The organism is Dactylosporangium sp. NPDC048998 (assembly GCF_043197855.1).
In the GTDB taxonomy this organism is placed as follows: Bacteria; Actinomycetota; Actinomycetes; order Mycobacteriales; family Micromonosporaceae; genus Dactylosporangium.
Genome location: NZ_JBICTV010000039.1, coordinates 39,211 through 53,891 on the forward strand (window position 1 = coordinate 39,211; position 14,681 = coordinate 53,891).

The 14,681-nt window shown below is 72.7% G+C and carries 11 protein-coding genes; 5 read left to right on the plus strand and 6 right to left on the minus strand.

What is annotated here, in order from left to right:
* Positions 1-5: 5 nt before the first annotated feature.
* The 4 genes from ACGFI8_RS42070 to ACGFI8_RS42085 form a co-directional block, all read right to left on the minus strand.
* Complete coding sequence (locus tag ACGFI8_RS42070; RefSeq protein ID WP_392813312.1) at positions 6-1,901, minus strand: amylo-alpha-1,6-glucosidase; 1,896 nt, start codon at positions 1,899-1,901, stop codon at positions 6-8.
* Positions 1,898-4,543, minus strand: a complete 2,646-nt coding sequence (locus ACGFI8_RS42075; protein WP_392813313.1) for a glucosidase — start codon at positions 4,541-4,543, stop codon at positions 1,898-1,900. Before ACGFI8_RS42075 ends, ACGFI8_RS42070 begins: the two co-directional genes overlap by 4 nt.
* Before the next feature lie 100 nt (positions 4,544-4,643).
* Positions 4,644-5,546 carry a DMT family transporter gene (locus ACGFI8_RS42080; protein WP_392813314.1) on the minus strand — a complete coding sequence of 301 codons (903 nt, stop codon included), beginning with the start codon at positions 5,544-5,546 and terminating at the stop codon, positions 4,644-4,646.
* A 49-nt stretch (positions 5,547-5,595) separates the two neighbouring features.
* Entirely contained in the window at positions 5,596-6,582 is a 987-nt protein-coding gene (locus tag ACGFI8_RS42085) for a YihY/virulence factor BrkB family protein (protein ID WP_392813316.1), read from the minus strand.
* A gap of 280 nt (positions 6,583-6,862) precedes the next feature.
* Between ACGFI8_RS42085 and ACGFI8_RS42090 the strand changes: the two genes are divergently transcribed.
* A complete protein-coding gene (locus ACGFI8_RS42090) occupies positions 6,863-7,759 on the plus strand; it encodes a DMT family transporter (protein WP_392813318.1) in 897 nt (298 codons plus the stop codon).
* Positions 7,760-8,061: 302 nt separating this feature from the next.
* A complete protein-coding gene (locus ACGFI8_RS42095; RefSeq protein WP_392813320.1) occupies positions 8,062-8,637 on the plus strand; it encodes a hypothetical protein in 576 nt (191 codons plus the stop codon).
* Between the two features lie 182 nt (positions 8,638-8,819).
* Here ACGFI8_RS42095 and ACGFI8_RS42100 read toward each other — a convergent pair whose 3' ends face one another.
* Positions 8,820-8,978: a hypothetical protein gene (locus tag ACGFI8_RS42100; RefSeq protein WP_392813321.1), complete on the minus strand. Its 159-nt coding sequence runs from the start codon at positions 8,976-8,978 to the stop codon at positions 8,820-8,822.
* A gap of 36 nt (positions 8,979-9,014) precedes the next feature.
* On the opposite strand from ACGFI8_RS42100, the gene ACGFI8_RS42105 reads away from it, so the two are divergent.
* Both ACGFI8_RS42105 and ACGFI8_RS42110 read left to right on the plus strand, forming a co-directional pair.
* Positions 9,015-11,453, plus strand: a complete 2,439-nt coding sequence (locus ACGFI8_RS42105; protein ID WP_392813322.1) for an alpha/beta hydrolase family protein — start codon at positions 9,015-9,017, stop codon at positions 11,451-11,453.
* A gap of 81 nt (positions 11,454-11,534) precedes the next feature.
* A complete protein-coding gene (locus ACGFI8_RS42110; RefSeq protein ID WP_392813324.1) occupies positions 11,535-12,659 on the plus strand; it encodes a glycosyltransferase in 1,125 nt (374 codons plus the stop codon).
* Between the two features lie 63 nt (positions 12,660-12,722).
* Here the strand turns inward: ACGFI8_RS42110 and ACGFI8_RS42115 are convergent, their stop codons facing one another.
* The gene (locus ACGFI8_RS42115) at positions 12,723-13,799 is read right to left on the minus strand and encodes a uroporphyrinogen-III synthase (protein ID WP_392813325.1); all 1,077 of its coding nucleotides are present in this window, start codon (positions 13,797-13,799) and stop codon (positions 12,723-12,725) included.
* 390 nt (positions 13,800-14,189) lie between these two features.
* Between ACGFI8_RS42115 and ACGFI8_RS42120 the strand changes: the two genes are divergently transcribed.
* The gene (locus tag ACGFI8_RS42120; RefSeq protein ID WP_392813327.1) at positions 14,190-14,675 is read left to right on the plus strand and encodes a TOBE domain-containing protein; all 486 of its coding nucleotides are present in this window, start codon (positions 14,190-14,192) and stop codon (positions 14,673-14,675) included.
* Positions 14,676-14,681 lie beyond the last annotated feature (6 nt).

Below are 14,681 nucleotides of genomic sequence, written 5' to 3' on the forward strand. Positions count from 1 at the left end.
TCGCCTCATCGAACGGCGCGGCGCGCGCGGACGAACTCCGCGACCGACCACGCCTGGAACGGGCAGCCGGTGGCGGCGTGCGGCGCGTCGCCGTCCGCGGTCTCCGACACCGAGCCCAGACCCCATTCGCCGAGGTGGAGTTCCAGGCCGTCGAGCAGGCCGCCGGTGTCGGCGCCGACGCGCAGGGACGCGTCGGTGAACGGCCCGATCAGCCAGGGCCAGACGGTGCCCTGGTGGTAGGCGCCGTCACGATCGGTCGGGCCGCCGCTGTGCCGGCCGGCGTAGGCGGGCGCGTCCGGTGCGAGGGAGCGCAGGCCGATCGAGGTGAGCAGCGCCGTACGGCACACCTGCACCGCTTGCGGGTCCGTGATCGGCGCGTGCGGCAGGCCGACGGCGAGCAACTGGTTCGGGCGGACGGACGGGTCGTCGCCGCCCGGCCCGTCGACGACGTCGTAGAGTCCCAGCCCGTCGGGCCGGGGGAAGCGGCGCCGGAACGAGGCCGCGGCCAGCTCCGCGGCGGCGCCCCAGTCGTTTCGCCGGCCGATGCGGTCGAAGAGGGCCGCGGTCACCGCGAGCCCCTCGATCCACAGCGCGTTGATCTCGACCGGCTTCCCCCGGCGTTCGGTGACGGGCCGGCCGCCGACGCGGGCGTCCATCCAGGTGAGCGCGAATCCGGGGCTACCCTGCGTGAGCAGGCCGTCGACCGGGTCGGCCGCGATGCCGTAGCGGGTGCCGCGCTGGTGGTGGCCGAGCACGTCCTGCATGCTGCCGCCGAGGGCGTCGACGATGTCCAGGTCCCCTGTCGCGTCGACGTACCGGCCGATCGCGTGCAGAAACCACAGGGCCGCGTCCGCGGTGTTGTATTCCAGCGTTCCGGTGTCGGCGGTGTTGGCGAGCATCCCCTCCGACACCGTCGCACCGGCCCGCATCAGGACCTCGCGGGCCTCGTCGTGCCGGTTGGTGGCCAGGAACAGCCCTTCGAAGGACGTCATCAGGTCGCGCGACCACTCCCCGAACCAGGGGTAGCCGGCGACGGCCGAGGGCCCCGCGGGCGTGTCGATGACGAACTGGTCGGCGGCGATCGCAAGCTGCCGTCCGGTCGCGTCGGTGGCGCCGGCCTGCCGGCCGAGCTTCCGCGCCCGCCGGCGTGCCTCGTTGACGATGCGGGCGGCCGGCGGCGGGACGCCGTCGAACGGCGCCGCGGCCGCCGTGATCTGCACGGTGTCGCCCGGCGCCAGCTCGGCGGTGAACCGTCCGGCCGCCCAGAGATCCTCGACCGGGTTCAGCCCGCGGGCGGCCTCCTCGCGGGCGTACACCCCGCGGTACCAGTCGCCGTCGGGCTGCCAGTCCGGGCCGGTCACCCTGTAGGCGTTCTCGAACTCGAAGCCGCCGGCGACCGCGGTCACCTCCGGCACGCCGTCGGCGTGGCGCTCGCCGTGCGCGTCCCGCCACGTGCACAACGGGATCAGGTCCAGCATGACCGGGCGTGGCGCCCGCAGCAGGCGGAACACGACGCCGACCGCGGGGCGGCCGTGCGCCATCGCGAGCTCGCGCTGCAGCACCACGTCGCCGAGGTCCCAGCGCCAGCTCGGCACGCCGTGCTCGAGGCTGAACTCCGCGAGATGCACGTGACCGGCGGGGTCGACGACGCCGCCGGCCCATTCGTCGGTGGCGAGCCGGAACAGTCGTTCGCCGGCCCGCACGACGGGCTCGAGCGCCGCGAGGCCGAGCCGGCGGGAACTCGCCCCGGGCGACGCAACCACCAGCAGCCCGTGGTACCGGCGGGTGCGCAGACCGGAGACCGTGCCCATCGCATACCCGCCGAGCCCGTCGGTCACCAGCCACTCGCGGGAGGAGGCGAGGTCGAGGTCGCCGCAGACCTGCCGGCCGAAGGCGATCATCGCCGCACCCCCGGGCGCTCCGGTCGCCCCGCCGTCGGCCGGGCCACGAGTTCCGCCAGCAGGCCGGTCCAGCCGGTCTGGTGCGACGCGCCGAGCCCGGCGCCGTTGTCGGCGTGGAAGTACTCGTAGAACAGCAGGTTGTCGCGCCAGTGCGGGTCCTCCTGGAGACGCCGCACCCACCCGTGCGCGGGTCTGCGTCCGTCGGGCCCGCGGCGGTACAGCGAGAGCATCCGCTGGCGCAGGTCCTCGGCGATCTCCCCGGCGGTGCGCTGCTGCCCGGACCCGGTCGGGTACTCGACCTTCACCGTCTCGCCCAGGTGCGCGTGGTAGTCCTCCAGCGTGCGCAGCACGAGGTAGTTCAGCGGTACCCACAGCGGCCCGCGCCAATTCGAGTTGCCGCCGAACATGCCGGTGCTCGACTCCGCCGGCTCGTAGCCGACGCTCGCGGTGTAGCCGGGCAGTTGCACGCTGAACGGGTGCTCGGCGTGCCACCGGGACAGCGCCCGCAACCCGTACGGTGACAGGAAGCTGTCCTCGTCGAACAGGTGCGTCAGGATGCGGCGCACGCGGCCCTGCGCGGCCACGCCGACACTGACGAACCGCTCGCCGTCGGCCCGGTTCAGGACATGCTGCTCGGGTGTCTCCGCGAAGCCCTTGCAGCGCCGGCGTACCCGCTGGAAATCCTCCTCGCGCAGGACCTTGGTGGAGAACAGCGGGATGATGCCCACCATCGACCGGACCCGCAGCGGCACGGCGGAGCCGTCGGCGCCGCGAAGGACGTCGTAGTAGAACCCGTCGCCCTCGTCCCACAGGTCCTCGCCGCGCATCGCCTCCGAGATCAGCGCGAAGTGCTCCATGAACTTGACGGCGAGGTCGTCCAGCGCCGGGTTGTGCCGAGCCAGTTCGTAGGCCATCTCCAGCAGGTTGATGCAGTAGAAGGCCATCCAGGCGGTCGCGTCGGACTGCTCGAGGGTGTACCCGGCGGGCAGGTGCGAACGGTCGATCGGGCCGATGTTGTCCAGGCCCAGGAACCCGCCCTCGAACAGGTTGTTGCCCCCGGCGTCCTCCCGGTTGACCCACCAGGTGAAGTTCAGGACCAGCTTGGAGAAGACCCGGGTCAGGAAGGCGATGTCGCGCCGCCCGTCGATCTGGTACACCTGCAGCGCGGCCCACGCCTGTACCGGAGGGTTGAGGTCGTCGAACGCCCACTCGTAGGCCGGGATCGCGCCGTTTGGGTGCTGGAACCACTCGCGGCAGAGCAGGACCAGCTGGTACTTCGCGAAGGCCGGGTCGAGGTGGGCGAGCGCGACGGCGTGGAAGGCCGAGTCCCACGCGGCGAACCACGGGTACTCCCACGGATCGGGCATGGACATGATGTCGAAGGCGTCCAGGTGGCGCCAGCCGGCGTTGCGGCCGAGCCGGCGGGCGGGCGGAGGTGACGGCTGCGCGGGGTCGCCGCTGAGCCAGCGGTCGACGTCGTAGTGGTAGAACTGCTTGCCCCAGATCATGCCGGCGAATCCCTGCCGCATGATCATCCCGTCCTCGGCGCTGGTGCCGGGCGGTGTGAGCGCGGCGTAGAACGCGTCGGCCTCGCCTCGCCGCTGGGCGAGCACCTCCTCGAAGGCCGGGCCGAACGCGCCCGGGTCGGCGTCCGGCGCCAGCCGCAGCGACAGGTGCACCGTCTCGCCGGGCGGCACCGTGAGCTGGTACCAGAACGCCGCCTTCGTGCCCTCCCGAGCCGGGTTGACGGTGGTGGCGCCGTGGACGATGTGGTCGTTGATGCCGTCCTTCGGGTATGCCGTGACCGGCGGGCTGCCGTACAGCCGTTGCGTGTTGGTCTCGTTCTCGCAGTACAGCTGCGCCGGAAGCGTTCCGTCCGGCGCCGGCGCGGCCTGCAGCACCAGCGGGCCGAGGCCCTCGTGCTCGATGCCGATCGCGGACCCGCCGGCGACGTCCACGCGGGCCAGGCGCGGCTTCGACCCGTCCGCCTCCCAGGACCACGTGTTGCGGTACCACACCGTCGGCAGCACATGGATCGTCGCCGCCTCGGGCCCGGCGTTGGTCAGCCGGACCCGGATCCGCACGTCCGCCGGGTCGGCCTTCGCGTAGTCGGCCTCGACGATCCAGTACCGGTCGTCGTCGAAGACGCCGGTGTCGAGCAGCTCGAACTCCGGCTCCTGCCGGGACCGGCCGCGGTTCTCGCTGACCAGCCGCTCGTACGGGAAGGCCCGCTGCGGGTAGTGGTAGCGCCAGCGCAGCCAGGCGTGGCTCGGCACCGCGTCGAGGTACCACCAGTACTCCTTGGCGTCCTCGCCGTGATTGCCCTCGTTGCCGGTCAGCCCGAAGACCCGTTCCTTGAGGATCGGGTCCTGCCCGTTCCACAGCGCGAACGCGAAACACAGCCGCTGCTGCGCGTCGCAGATGCCGCCGAGGCCGTCCTCGCTCCATCGGTACGCGCGGGACCGCGCGTGGTCGTGCGGAAACGCCTCCCACGCCGTACCGTCGCCGCTGTAGTCCTCACGTACCGTGCCCCACGCCCGCTCGCTGAGGTACGGACCCCACAGGTACCAGGGGCTCGCGTCGAGCAGCCCGTCCTCGGGGCGCCCGAACGATGCCACCCGCTCCCGCTCCGGATTATCCATGCCGCCAGATGATCATTATCGTCGCGCGACGGCGTCACCCAGGCGGCGTGAACCTGCCGTGCCGCCGTGCGGCTGCCCGCCGGGGAGCAGACGCCGCTGCTCAGCTGGTGTCCTGGTGCGGAAGATGAGGCAGGTGCGGGAGGTGATGGGGACGGTGGTGCGCCTCGACCAGGCGCGTGGCGGCCAGGGTGTAGACACCGACGGTCATCACCGCCAGCCCCAGGATCTCGAAGGCGAGCGTGAGCGGCGCCATCCGCAGGGAGCCCTCGAGCACCCCGATCCCGATGGCGACGCCGGCGACGGGTTCGGCCGCCACCACCGGCGGATAGGACACCGGCAGCGGAGCGAGCTTGTACGCGCTCTGCGCGAGCAGGATGCCGATCACGGCGACCGCCACGACCGCGTACGGCGTCCACGACGCCAGCAGCAACAGCAGCCCGTGGTCGAACAGCCGGCGCACGGCGGTGCTGGTCAGTGCGGCCTGCAGGCCGAAGAGCATGCCGGCGCCGAGCCCGAGCACCGCCGCCTCGTGCTGCGGCCGCATCCGCCGGGCGAGCGACACCAGGCCGGCGGTGATGATGCCGATCGCCCCCGCGGCGAGCGCCCACTGCCACACCGGTGCGTCCGCGCGACGGCCCGGACTCGGGTCCCCGGCGATCAGGAACGCGACCACGCCGACCACCACGGCGATCGCGCCCGACCATTCCCGCCGGCCGACCCGGTACCGGCTCCAGACCGCCGCGATGGGTAGCGCGAACAGCAGCCCCGTCACGGTCAGCGGCTCCACCAGGGCGGCGCTGCCCAGGCCGAGGGCGATGCCGGCCAGGATGTTGCCGACCACCGCGACGGCCATGCCGGTCAGCCACAACCGCTGATGGACCAGGTACCCCAATATCCGCCAGTGCAGGACCGAAGCGGACGGGGCGCGGGCCGCGGCGCGTTGCTGGATCGCGTTGCCGATCCCCGTCAGTGCCGCGGCGCAGACCGCCATGGCGTACACCATGCCCCCGGCTTACCCTGCGGCACGGCCGTGGACACCTCAGCCGCGGCGCTTACCGCCGCGGCGGGCGGGAAAAGCTGACCCGCACCGTCTCGAAGCCCTTGAACCGGTGCGCGGCGGCGTACATGGTGTACAGCCGCCGGTCGGCCTCGGTCAGCTCGACGTCGTCGGTGAACGGGGTGAGCAGCGCCCGGGGCCACAGTCGATGGCTGGCCACCATGTTGATCTCGGCCGACAGCATCAGCACGAGCGCCTGCAGGTAGATCCAGACGAGCGCGGCCAGCACCAGTCCGAACGTGCCGTAGAGCGCGCTGGCGTGGCGGAGCCAGTGGGCGAGGAAACGGGCGCCCTCGGCCTGCAGCACCGCCCAGAAGGCGGCGGCGATCAACCCGCCGGTGATGACCTGGCGGATGTGCAGGTTCCGGGCGGTCAGCAGCTGCATCGCCGCGGTGAACAGCCCGACGTTGATCGCGAACGACAGCAGGTAGCCCAGCAGCCGTACGCCGAACCCGAGCTCTCCGGCGATCGCGTCGGCGGCCGCCACCAGCGTCGCGGCGGCCGTCGACAGCAACACCGCGCCGCCGAGCACCAGCAGCAACCCGAGGCTGCGCAGCCGGGACAACGCCGGGTTGGGCTGCTCGTTGCGCGGAACGCCGTAGATCTGGTTGAACCCGGCCTGCGCGGCCTGCATCGCCCCCAGCCCGCCGTACAGGGCCCCGAGGATGCTGAACGCCAGGCGGGTGCCGCTGCCGCTGAACCCGGTGATGTTGCGCTGCAACTGCGGCCCGATGACCGGCAGGCCCGCCAGCGCCGAATGCACCAGCTGCTCGCGCAGGCCGGGATTGGCCTCCAGGAAGAAGCCGAGCGCGCCGAGGAACAGCAGCAGCAGCGGGAACAGCGAGACGAACCCGTAGTACGTCACCATCGCGGCGAGATACGGGCCGCGGTCGTCGAAGAACTTGTAGATCACCGCCAGGGGGAACCCCAACCAGCTGCGCCGGCGCTGGTAACGGTCCACCCGGGCGACCAGGGCCACCATGATGCCTTACCCGCCCACCATCCCGCATCACGCTCGGCGGCGCCGATTAGGTGAACCGGGCGAGTTCATCCTCGACGATGTGACGTTCATCCGCCGAGCACTCCGCCGTCGCGCACCAGGCTCCCATCCGCCCGGCCCGCCGCGGCGGCCCGCAGGATTAACCCGCGCGAATCGTGGTAGGACAGCGCATATGCGCGCAACGAGTGCTGTCCGACCGACGAGGAACGGCATTCCGGCCGCGCGGCGCTGACCGGCGGCCCGGCGGCCGGCGGACGCGCCCGTGGACCTCGTCGCGGTGCTCGCGGGCGTCGGCTCGGCCGTCTGCTTCGCCGTCGCATCCGCGCTGGAGCAGAGCGCGGCCAAGCGGGAGCAGACGTCGCGGTCGCTCGACCCGCGCCTGATCCTACGGCTGGCGCACCAGCCGAGGTGGCTACTGGGCTGGATCCCGGAAGCCGTCGGCGCCGGCCTGCAGGCGCTCGCACTCAGCCGCGCCCCGCTGACGTTCGTCGAGCCGCTGCTCATCAGCGGGCTCTTCCTGGCCATCCCGCTGGCCGCCGCCCTCAACCGGCGCCGGATGCACGTGTGGGACTTCGGCATCGTGGCGCTCGGCGGGAGCGGGCTGGTCGTCTTCCTGCTCGCCGCGCAACCGCGCCCGGGGGTGCCCCAGCCGTCGCTGGCCGGCTGGCTGGGCGTCGCGCTGTGGGCCGGCCCCGCCCTGGCCGTCTGCCTCGTGGCCGCCGGGCGTGCGACCGGTCCGCTGCGCGGCGCCCTGCTCGGCATCGCCACCGGACTGCTCTTCGGCATCGGCGCCTCCCTGCTCAAGACGCTCGCGGAGGAACTCACCACCGATCCGCTGTCGGTGTTGACGTCGCCGCAGGTCTACGTGCTGGCCGTCGTCGGCGGCTGTGCCGTCGTGCTGAACCAGCACGCCTTCCAGAGCGGCCGGATCGCCGTGCCGCTCACGGCGATCGTCATCCTGGACCCGCTTACCAGCGTGCTGATCGGCGTGACCGCCTTCCACGAAGGCCTCTCCACCGCCTGGCCGCAGATCGGCTTCCAAGCCGTCGGCGTGCTCGCCATGGCGGGCGGGATCTGGCTCGCCGCCATCAGCCAGGCCAACGGCCGCAATGGGCCGCCGGCCTCGCCCACCGGTGCCCGGCCCGAGCGGCCCGGCTGAGCCCGGCGCCGCCGGCAGGCCGTCAGCTCGTCACCGTCCTGCGCTGGAGCGTGACGCTCGTCGTCGGTTTCGCGCCGGCCGCGGCGGAGCTACCTGGAGGACAAGGAGGCCGCGCGGCGGGCCACGACCGGCGGGCTCACCCCGGCCGCGCCCTGACCCGTCGACGGCCCCCGGCCGGCGTCACCCGCCGGCCAGGGGCTCTGCCGTTCCCCGCGGGTCACTCCGTCCCGGCGGTCGACGGCCGGATCTGGAAGACGTGCACGCCCGCATCGCCGCTGTTGGTGGACGTCCGCGTCAGCCCGGTGGCCGCCGTGTCGAGCAGCTGGCCCGGCTGGCGGGAGCCCGGCAGTTCCACGAAGGTGCCGGCGGCGCCGGAGTTGCGACGCCGGCGGTCAGCCGCCGCGACGTCGCACCATGAACGTGCCGAATGGACCGCACTCAACCGTGCACAATCACTCCCCGATTGCGGCATTCTCCGAAAGTGCAGGACAACGTTCTGCGCGAGACGGCGCTTATCCGAGGACGAGACCGGCGCACCGGAACTGGGCATCACCGAGCTGTTCAAGAACGGTCTCGGTGAGGTCGAGCGCACCGACGCCACCCACTTCACCGGCACGGTCGACGTGACCGCCGCCAACAGCGTGCTGACCCCGTCCGACGACGTCCTGAAGAAGGCCGGCGCCAAGGCCAGATCCGTCCCCTTCACCGCCACCATCGACGACCGGGGCCGCCTGACCGCCTTCAACATCCAGGGCGCGTCAATCGATCCGGACCTGGCGATGGAGCTGACGTTCACCGGCTTCGGCTCGGTCCTGCCCATCACCGAGCCGACCGACGCGATCCCGGCCCCCGACTCCGTCTACGGCCTGTTCAACTGACCGCTTTGAACTGACTGCCCGAATGACCGCTCGAATCGGTGCCGCACCGCGGACGCGGTGCGGCACCGCCGATAAAAGGCGGATCGCAATGTCCATGCGTTACCTCCGGAGGCGTTTTCCGAGCGCGGCTTCCGCCGATTTCCGGCAAACCGGGGCCGAAACGCCGCTCGCGGACTCCGAAGTCACTCGAAGAAAGCTGCCACCTGGCCATTCGCCGTGCGGCACGACGTGGAAATATCGGAGTTCTGCGGCGCGGCAGGAAACAATTCCGTGCGCCCCGGTAACAGGACCGTCGCATTGATGGCGGCTTCCTGGAACACGACGCTCGTACGTTCCGTCACGCACTGAAACATTTCAGTGCGTGAAGGAGAGCGCATATGTTTCGTTTCGCCCGGCTACCGGGTCGACGCCGACGGGCGGCCGCATTCCCGGCCGCGATGCTCGCCGGCTGCATCGCCGCATCCGGCCTCATGACCACGCCCGCCGGCGCCGATCCCGGCGACGAGGCCGTGAACACCGACGGCTTCACCGTCGAAAACCTCCCGGACGGCGGCGCACGGGTGTCGCTCCGCCTCGGCGAGCCGCTGCCGGTCCGCGACGCCGTGCCGGAGATCGCCGTCGACGGACGTGTCATCGGTGCCGCCACGGAGTCCGCCGACGGTCTCACCCTCACCGTGGAGACCACCGACGCCGGCGTTACCGACGCCAAGCGCGTCGACGTCGCCTGGAACGGCGTGGTGCCCGGCTCCCAGGCGGCGCCGCCGAAGTCCGCCGCGGCACCCACCACCCCGAAGGGGCTGGCCCGCAAGCAGCTCTACACCGACCCCGCGCAGCCCGGGCCGTTCCAGGTCGAGCGGCTCGACTACGACCTCGGCGACACCGCCACGACCCTGTCCGGCCTCAGCGATCTGCCCGTCGAGCTGCGCGCCGCGGTCTACGCACCGGCCGGGGCGAAAGGCGCCCGCCCGGTCGTGATCTTCCTGCACGGGCGGCACTCGGCGTGCTACAACCCGGCCACCCGGCAGACCAACAACACCAACTGGCCGTGCGCGACCGGCTTCAAGCCCATCGACAGCTACCTCGGCTACACGGAGACCGCGCAGGCCCTGGCAACCCACGGCTACATCGTCGTGTCCGTCAGCGCCGACGGCATCAATGCCAAGGACGCGAGCTTCACCGACGACAACGGCGCCCTGGCCCGCGGTCAACTGGTCATGGACCACCTCGACCTGCTGGCGAAATGGAGCGCCGAGACCGGTCCGGGCAAGCACCCGCTGGCCGGCCGGCTGGACCTGAGCAACGTCGGCCTGATGGGGCACTCGCGGGGCGGCGAGGGCGTGGTCGAGGCCGCGCTGCTCAACGCCGACCGGGCGCACCCGTACGGCATCCGCGCCGTCCTTCCGCTCGCCCCGGTCGACTTCGGCCGGCCGACGCTGCCGGACGTTCCCATGCTGGTGATGCTGCCGTACTGCGACGGTGACGTCTCCAACCAGCAGGGACAGCACTTCTACGACGACACCCGCTACTCGGTGAAGGACGACGTGCTGCGCTCCTCCCTCATGGTCATGGGGGCCGACCACAACTTCTTCAACACCGAGTGGACGCCGGGCGTCTCGGTCGCGCCGTCCAGCGACGACTGGTCGGCCTCCACCGACGCGGTGTGCGGCGGCGGCGCACCGACCCGGCTGACGAGTGCCGAGCAGCGTGCCGTCGGCACCGCCTACATGGCCGGCTTCTTCCGGCTCGTGCAGGGTGGGGAGACGGCGTTCCTGCCGCTGTTCGACGGCACGAACGGCACGGTTCCCTCGGCCGGTCGCGCTGTCGTGTACGCCCAGGCGCAGCAGCCCGGCTCGCGCCGGCTGGACCTCGCCCCGCTGGAGCGCCCGGCGGGCAACGTCTCGGTCACCGGCTTCGACCTCGGCGCGTACTGCTACAGCGTGGCGGCGCGAGTGCGGCCCGGCGACACCCCGTGCTCGTCGACCACCGCGACGTCCAAGGTCCCGCACTGGACGCCGGCGACGTTCGCCCCGTCGGTCCCGATCAGCCCGGTGCTACGGCTGCAGTGGAGCGCGTCCTCGGTGAACCCCGAGGTGCGGGTGGCCCTCGGACCGGGTGACTGGAGCGTCACGAAGTACGACGCGCTCACCTTCCGGGTGGCCCGCGACGAATCGTCGGCCGCCGACGTCGACCTCGACGTCACCCTCGTCGACAAGGACGGCGGGTCGGCGACCGTGCGCGTCGGGGACGTCAGTCCCGCACTCACCCGGTTTCCGTCGTCGACGAACACCACGAACGGCATCAACCTCCTGGGCAAGACGTGGTTGCGCACCGTGCGGGTGCCGCTCGCCTCGCTGTCCGGCGTGGACCTGCGCAACGTCCGCTCGGTGAACGTGCGCCCCGCCACCGGGACGGGTGGGGCGTACCTGTCCGACATCGCGTTCGACACGCCCGGCGTCGGCGGCGGTGTCGCCACCTCGGCCGTGCGGGTCAGCATCGCCGACGCGACGGTGCAGGAGGGGAACGGTCCGGGCACCGCGACGATGCGGCTGAACCTGAGCGGCAAGCTCAAGCAGGACGCGACGATCCAGGTCCAGACGGCGGCGAGCGGGTCCGCCTCGGCGGGGCAGGTGCCGCTCGGGTCGTTCCCGGTCACCCTTCCCAAGGGGGCGACCGCCGCGACCATCGAGGTGCCGATCGTCGGCAATACGGTCGTCAACACCGCCGCACTGCGGTACAAGATCACTATCTCGGCACCCATCGGCGCCGTGATCGGTGACGGCTTCGCATGGCTGACGGTGCTCGACGACGACGCCTGAACTGACGGGCCGTGGCCGGCAGCGCCGGCCACGGCGCCGCGGGTGGACGGCCGCGCCGGCGACGCCGGATAATTCGGCGCCATGCGTGTGCTGTTCACCGCAGTCCCGATCTACGGCCACCTCCTGCCCCTGCTCCCGCTGGCCGAAGCGGTGGCCGACGCCGGCGACCAGGCCGCCGTCGCCGTACCACCGTCGATGGCGCACCTGGTCAACGGACTCCCGGTGCGCCACACCGGCCCGGACCCGGACGAACTGCTGGCGGAGAACGCCCGCCGCACCGGCGGGGCCGACATGACGGACCTGCGGGACGTCTTCCCGGTGGCCTCGTTCTTCGCCGCCACCCGGGTCGACCTGACCTTCGACGAGACGCTGGCCCAGGCACGCGGGTTCGGCGCCGACGTCATCGTCGCCGACGAGTACGACGCGGTCGGCCCGATGGTGGCCTCCGCGCTGCGGGTGCCGCTGATCCAGCATGCCATCGGCCTGCCGGTGTCACCGCCGCCGCTGGCGCCCGCCATGCAGACCCTCCTGGCACCGCGCTACGCGCAACGCGGCCTGGACCGAGCCGGCCGCCTGGCCCTCGTGGACCCCTGGCCGCCGGCATTGCACGGCCCGCACTGGTCACCGCCGGGCGACCGGCTGCCGATCCGGACCCGGGCGTACGCCGGATCGACCCCGGCCGACCTACCACCGCTCGCCGGACCCGGACCGCGCCGCCGCGTGCTCGTCACCCTGGGAACCGTCCTGCTCGACACCGGGATGCTCGACGCCCTCGTGGACGCCGTGGCCGCAGTCGACGACGTGGACGTGCTCGCCGCCGTCGCGCCGGGCGCCGCACGTCCGCTGGCCGACACCCGGGTCAACGTCCGCTTCGTCGGCTTCGTGCCCATGGCCCAACTGCTCGCCACCGGCGTCTCGGGCGTCGTGGCCGCGGGCGGCGCCGGGACCGTGCTGGCCGCCATGAGCCACGGCATCCCGATGGTGCTGTGGCCCAAGGGCGCCGAGAAACCGATGAACGCCGAGCGGGTCGCCGCGGCCGGGGCCGGCATCGCCATCGACGAACCGGCCAGGTCGGCCGGCGCGGTCCACAAGATCCTCAACGACACGTCCTACCGCACGGCCGCCGAACGGATCGCCGAGCAGATCCGCCGCACGCCCGACGCCGGCCAGGCCTGGTCCGCACTGCGGGACCGGCTCCGATCCTGACCATCCGTCCACAATGGAGTTACTAGGCCGGGCCTGCGCGGCGTTGCGGTAGCCGCCACCGGCTCAGGTGGCGAGGCGGTACCCGTGCTTGATCACCGTCTGGACGAGGTTGAGCCCGGGCACCGCCCGGCGTAGCCGGGACACGGCCATCTCGATCGCGTGGTCGTCGACCTCGGCCAGGCCGGGCACCAGCCGCCGGATGTCCGCGCTGGAGAGCACCCGGTCCGGTGACTGCGCCAGGACCCGCAGCACGTCGATGGGGCCGCGCTGGATCGGGAAGAGCCGCCCGTCGACCATCGCGGCGTGCCCCCGCACCTCCAAGGCCAGGCCGTCGACGGTGGCGCGCACCACCCGGTCGAGGACCGACGTGGCCAGCAGCGCGGCCGACTCCTCGTCGAACGGCATCGGCGGCAGGGCCGGTTCCATCCCGTGCCCGCGCAGCGTGGCGGCGGCGAGCGGGCCGAAGCAGACGGCCGGGATGTGCACGCCGAGCTGGGCGACCACGGCGGGCAGCCGCCCGTGCGCGGTCGCGAACCGCAGGACGTGCTCGGCCCCCACCGGGTCGAGCCAGGCGACCGCGTCGAGCTGCCGGCGGCTCATCAGCTCGACGACCCGGCGCACCCCGAGCACGTCGTTGGGGGGTTGCGGGACATATGTGGGCACCTCGACCACGTCGGCGCCGCGGATCCGTAACGACCGGCACGCCTCGGCCTGCTCCGGCGCGTCCAACTGGGCGGCGATGCGCCGACCGGCCGGCTCGTGGGTCAGCAGGTACCGGTACAGCTGGCTCGCGGACCCGGCCGCGGTCGACATGACCTCGTGCAGCCCGGCCGCCCGCAGGGCATCGGCGGTGCGGGCGTCCGCGGCCAGGAGCCGGGCCGAGCGCAGCACCGCCAGGAGCCGGGCCGGTTCCGGCGCCGCGCTCAGCCAGGCCCGCACCCCGGCCGCGGACGCGGCGACGACGTCGTCCACCTGCCCGTCGAGGACCGCGGCGGTGGCCCGGCCCATCGCCTCCGGGTCGGGCTGCGGCACCGCTCGGACGCCCTGAACCGACACAATCCGGGCGCCGTGCTGCTCAAGCACGTCACCCAGACGGTGTCGGCGGCGATGGCTGATCACGGCGATGGTGAAGCCGGCCAAGAGCGCAGGGTCGACCGCAGCGTCGCCGGTGCTGCCAGTGCCTGCCCGCTGTCGAACCACACTCTCCTATACGGGCGAGAGAAGGGGGTGTCTCGGTCCGGATCGTAAGTCGCGTTCGGCCGTCCCGGGTCCTGCCGCAGGCCACCAATTGGCAACCTTCGGCCGGGCCGGTCCCGCCGGCGGGCACGGCCGCGCAGGCCACGCCCACGGGTTCGAGCCTTCCGGGGCACAACGGGGCACAACGGGGCACGCGGGGCACGCCGGGCACGCGGCCTTGGCGATCTTGTGAGGCGTCTTGCGGAACGGTCACACGTCGCGGCCGCCCCTGGTGCGCGGGCTCGTCGAGGCCAACACTCGTCTGACAGACGGTACGCGCGACAGGGGAGGCCGATGAGCATCGGCAATGTGCTTGTCCGGGACGCCGGCCCGCTGCTCGCGGCCGAGCCGCCGGTCAACCTCGTGCGGGCGGCGCTCGTCGAACGGCTCGGCACCCCGGTCCTCGCCGTGTGCGGCCAGCAGGTGCCGGTGCCGGGGCTGCTGCGGCTGCGCCCGTCGCTGCGGCGGCACCTCGGCCGGCCCGTCGTCTTCGGGGTCCGGCCCGAGCATCTGCAGGACGCGCTGGTCGGGCGGCCCGCCGCCGCAGGGCCCGCCGTCCTCGTGCTCCACGGGGTCGTCCGGCGGGTGCGGCCCGACGGCGCGCACCGGGTCGTTCACGTCGAGCTGGCCGATGTGGACAGCGGCCAGCTCCCCGTACCGACGATGGTGGCCCGGGTGAGCCGCCACTCGAGCGCCGGCGTCGGCGACGCGATCATGGTCGCGGTGGACACCCAGCACCTGATGATGTTCGACGCCGACAGCGGCCGAAGTCTCTGGTGAGGCCGG

Coding starts and splice junctions, on each gene's coding strand:
- ACGFI8_RS42070 (WP_392813312.1), bottom strand. CDS start 1,901: ATGATCGCCTTCGGCCGGCAGGTCTGCGGCGACCTCGACCTCGCCTCC.
- ACGFI8_RS42075 (WP_392813313.1), bottom strand. CDS start 4,543: ATGGATAATCCGGAGCGGGAGCGGGTGGCATCGTTCGGGCGCCCCGAG.
- ACGFI8_RS42080 (WP_392813314.1), bottom strand. CDS start 5,546: ATGGTGTACGCCATGGCGGTCTGCGCCGCGGCACTGACGGGGATCGGC.
- ACGFI8_RS42085 (WP_392813316.1), bottom strand. CDS start 6,582: ATGGTGGCCCTGGTCGCCCGGGTGGACCGTTACCAGCGCCGGCGCAGC.
- ACGFI8_RS42105 (WP_392813322.1), top strand. CDS start 9,015: ATGTTTCGTTTCGCCCGGCTACCGGGTCGACGCCGACGGGCGGCCGCA.
- ACGFI8_RS42110 (WP_392813324.1), top strand. CDS start 11,535: ATGCGTGTGCTGTTCACCGCAGTCCCGATCTACGGCCACCTCCTGCCC.
- ACGFI8_RS42120 (WP_392813327.1), top strand. CDS start 14,190: ATGAGCATCGGCAATGTGCTTGTCCGGGACGCCGGCCCGCTGCTCGCG.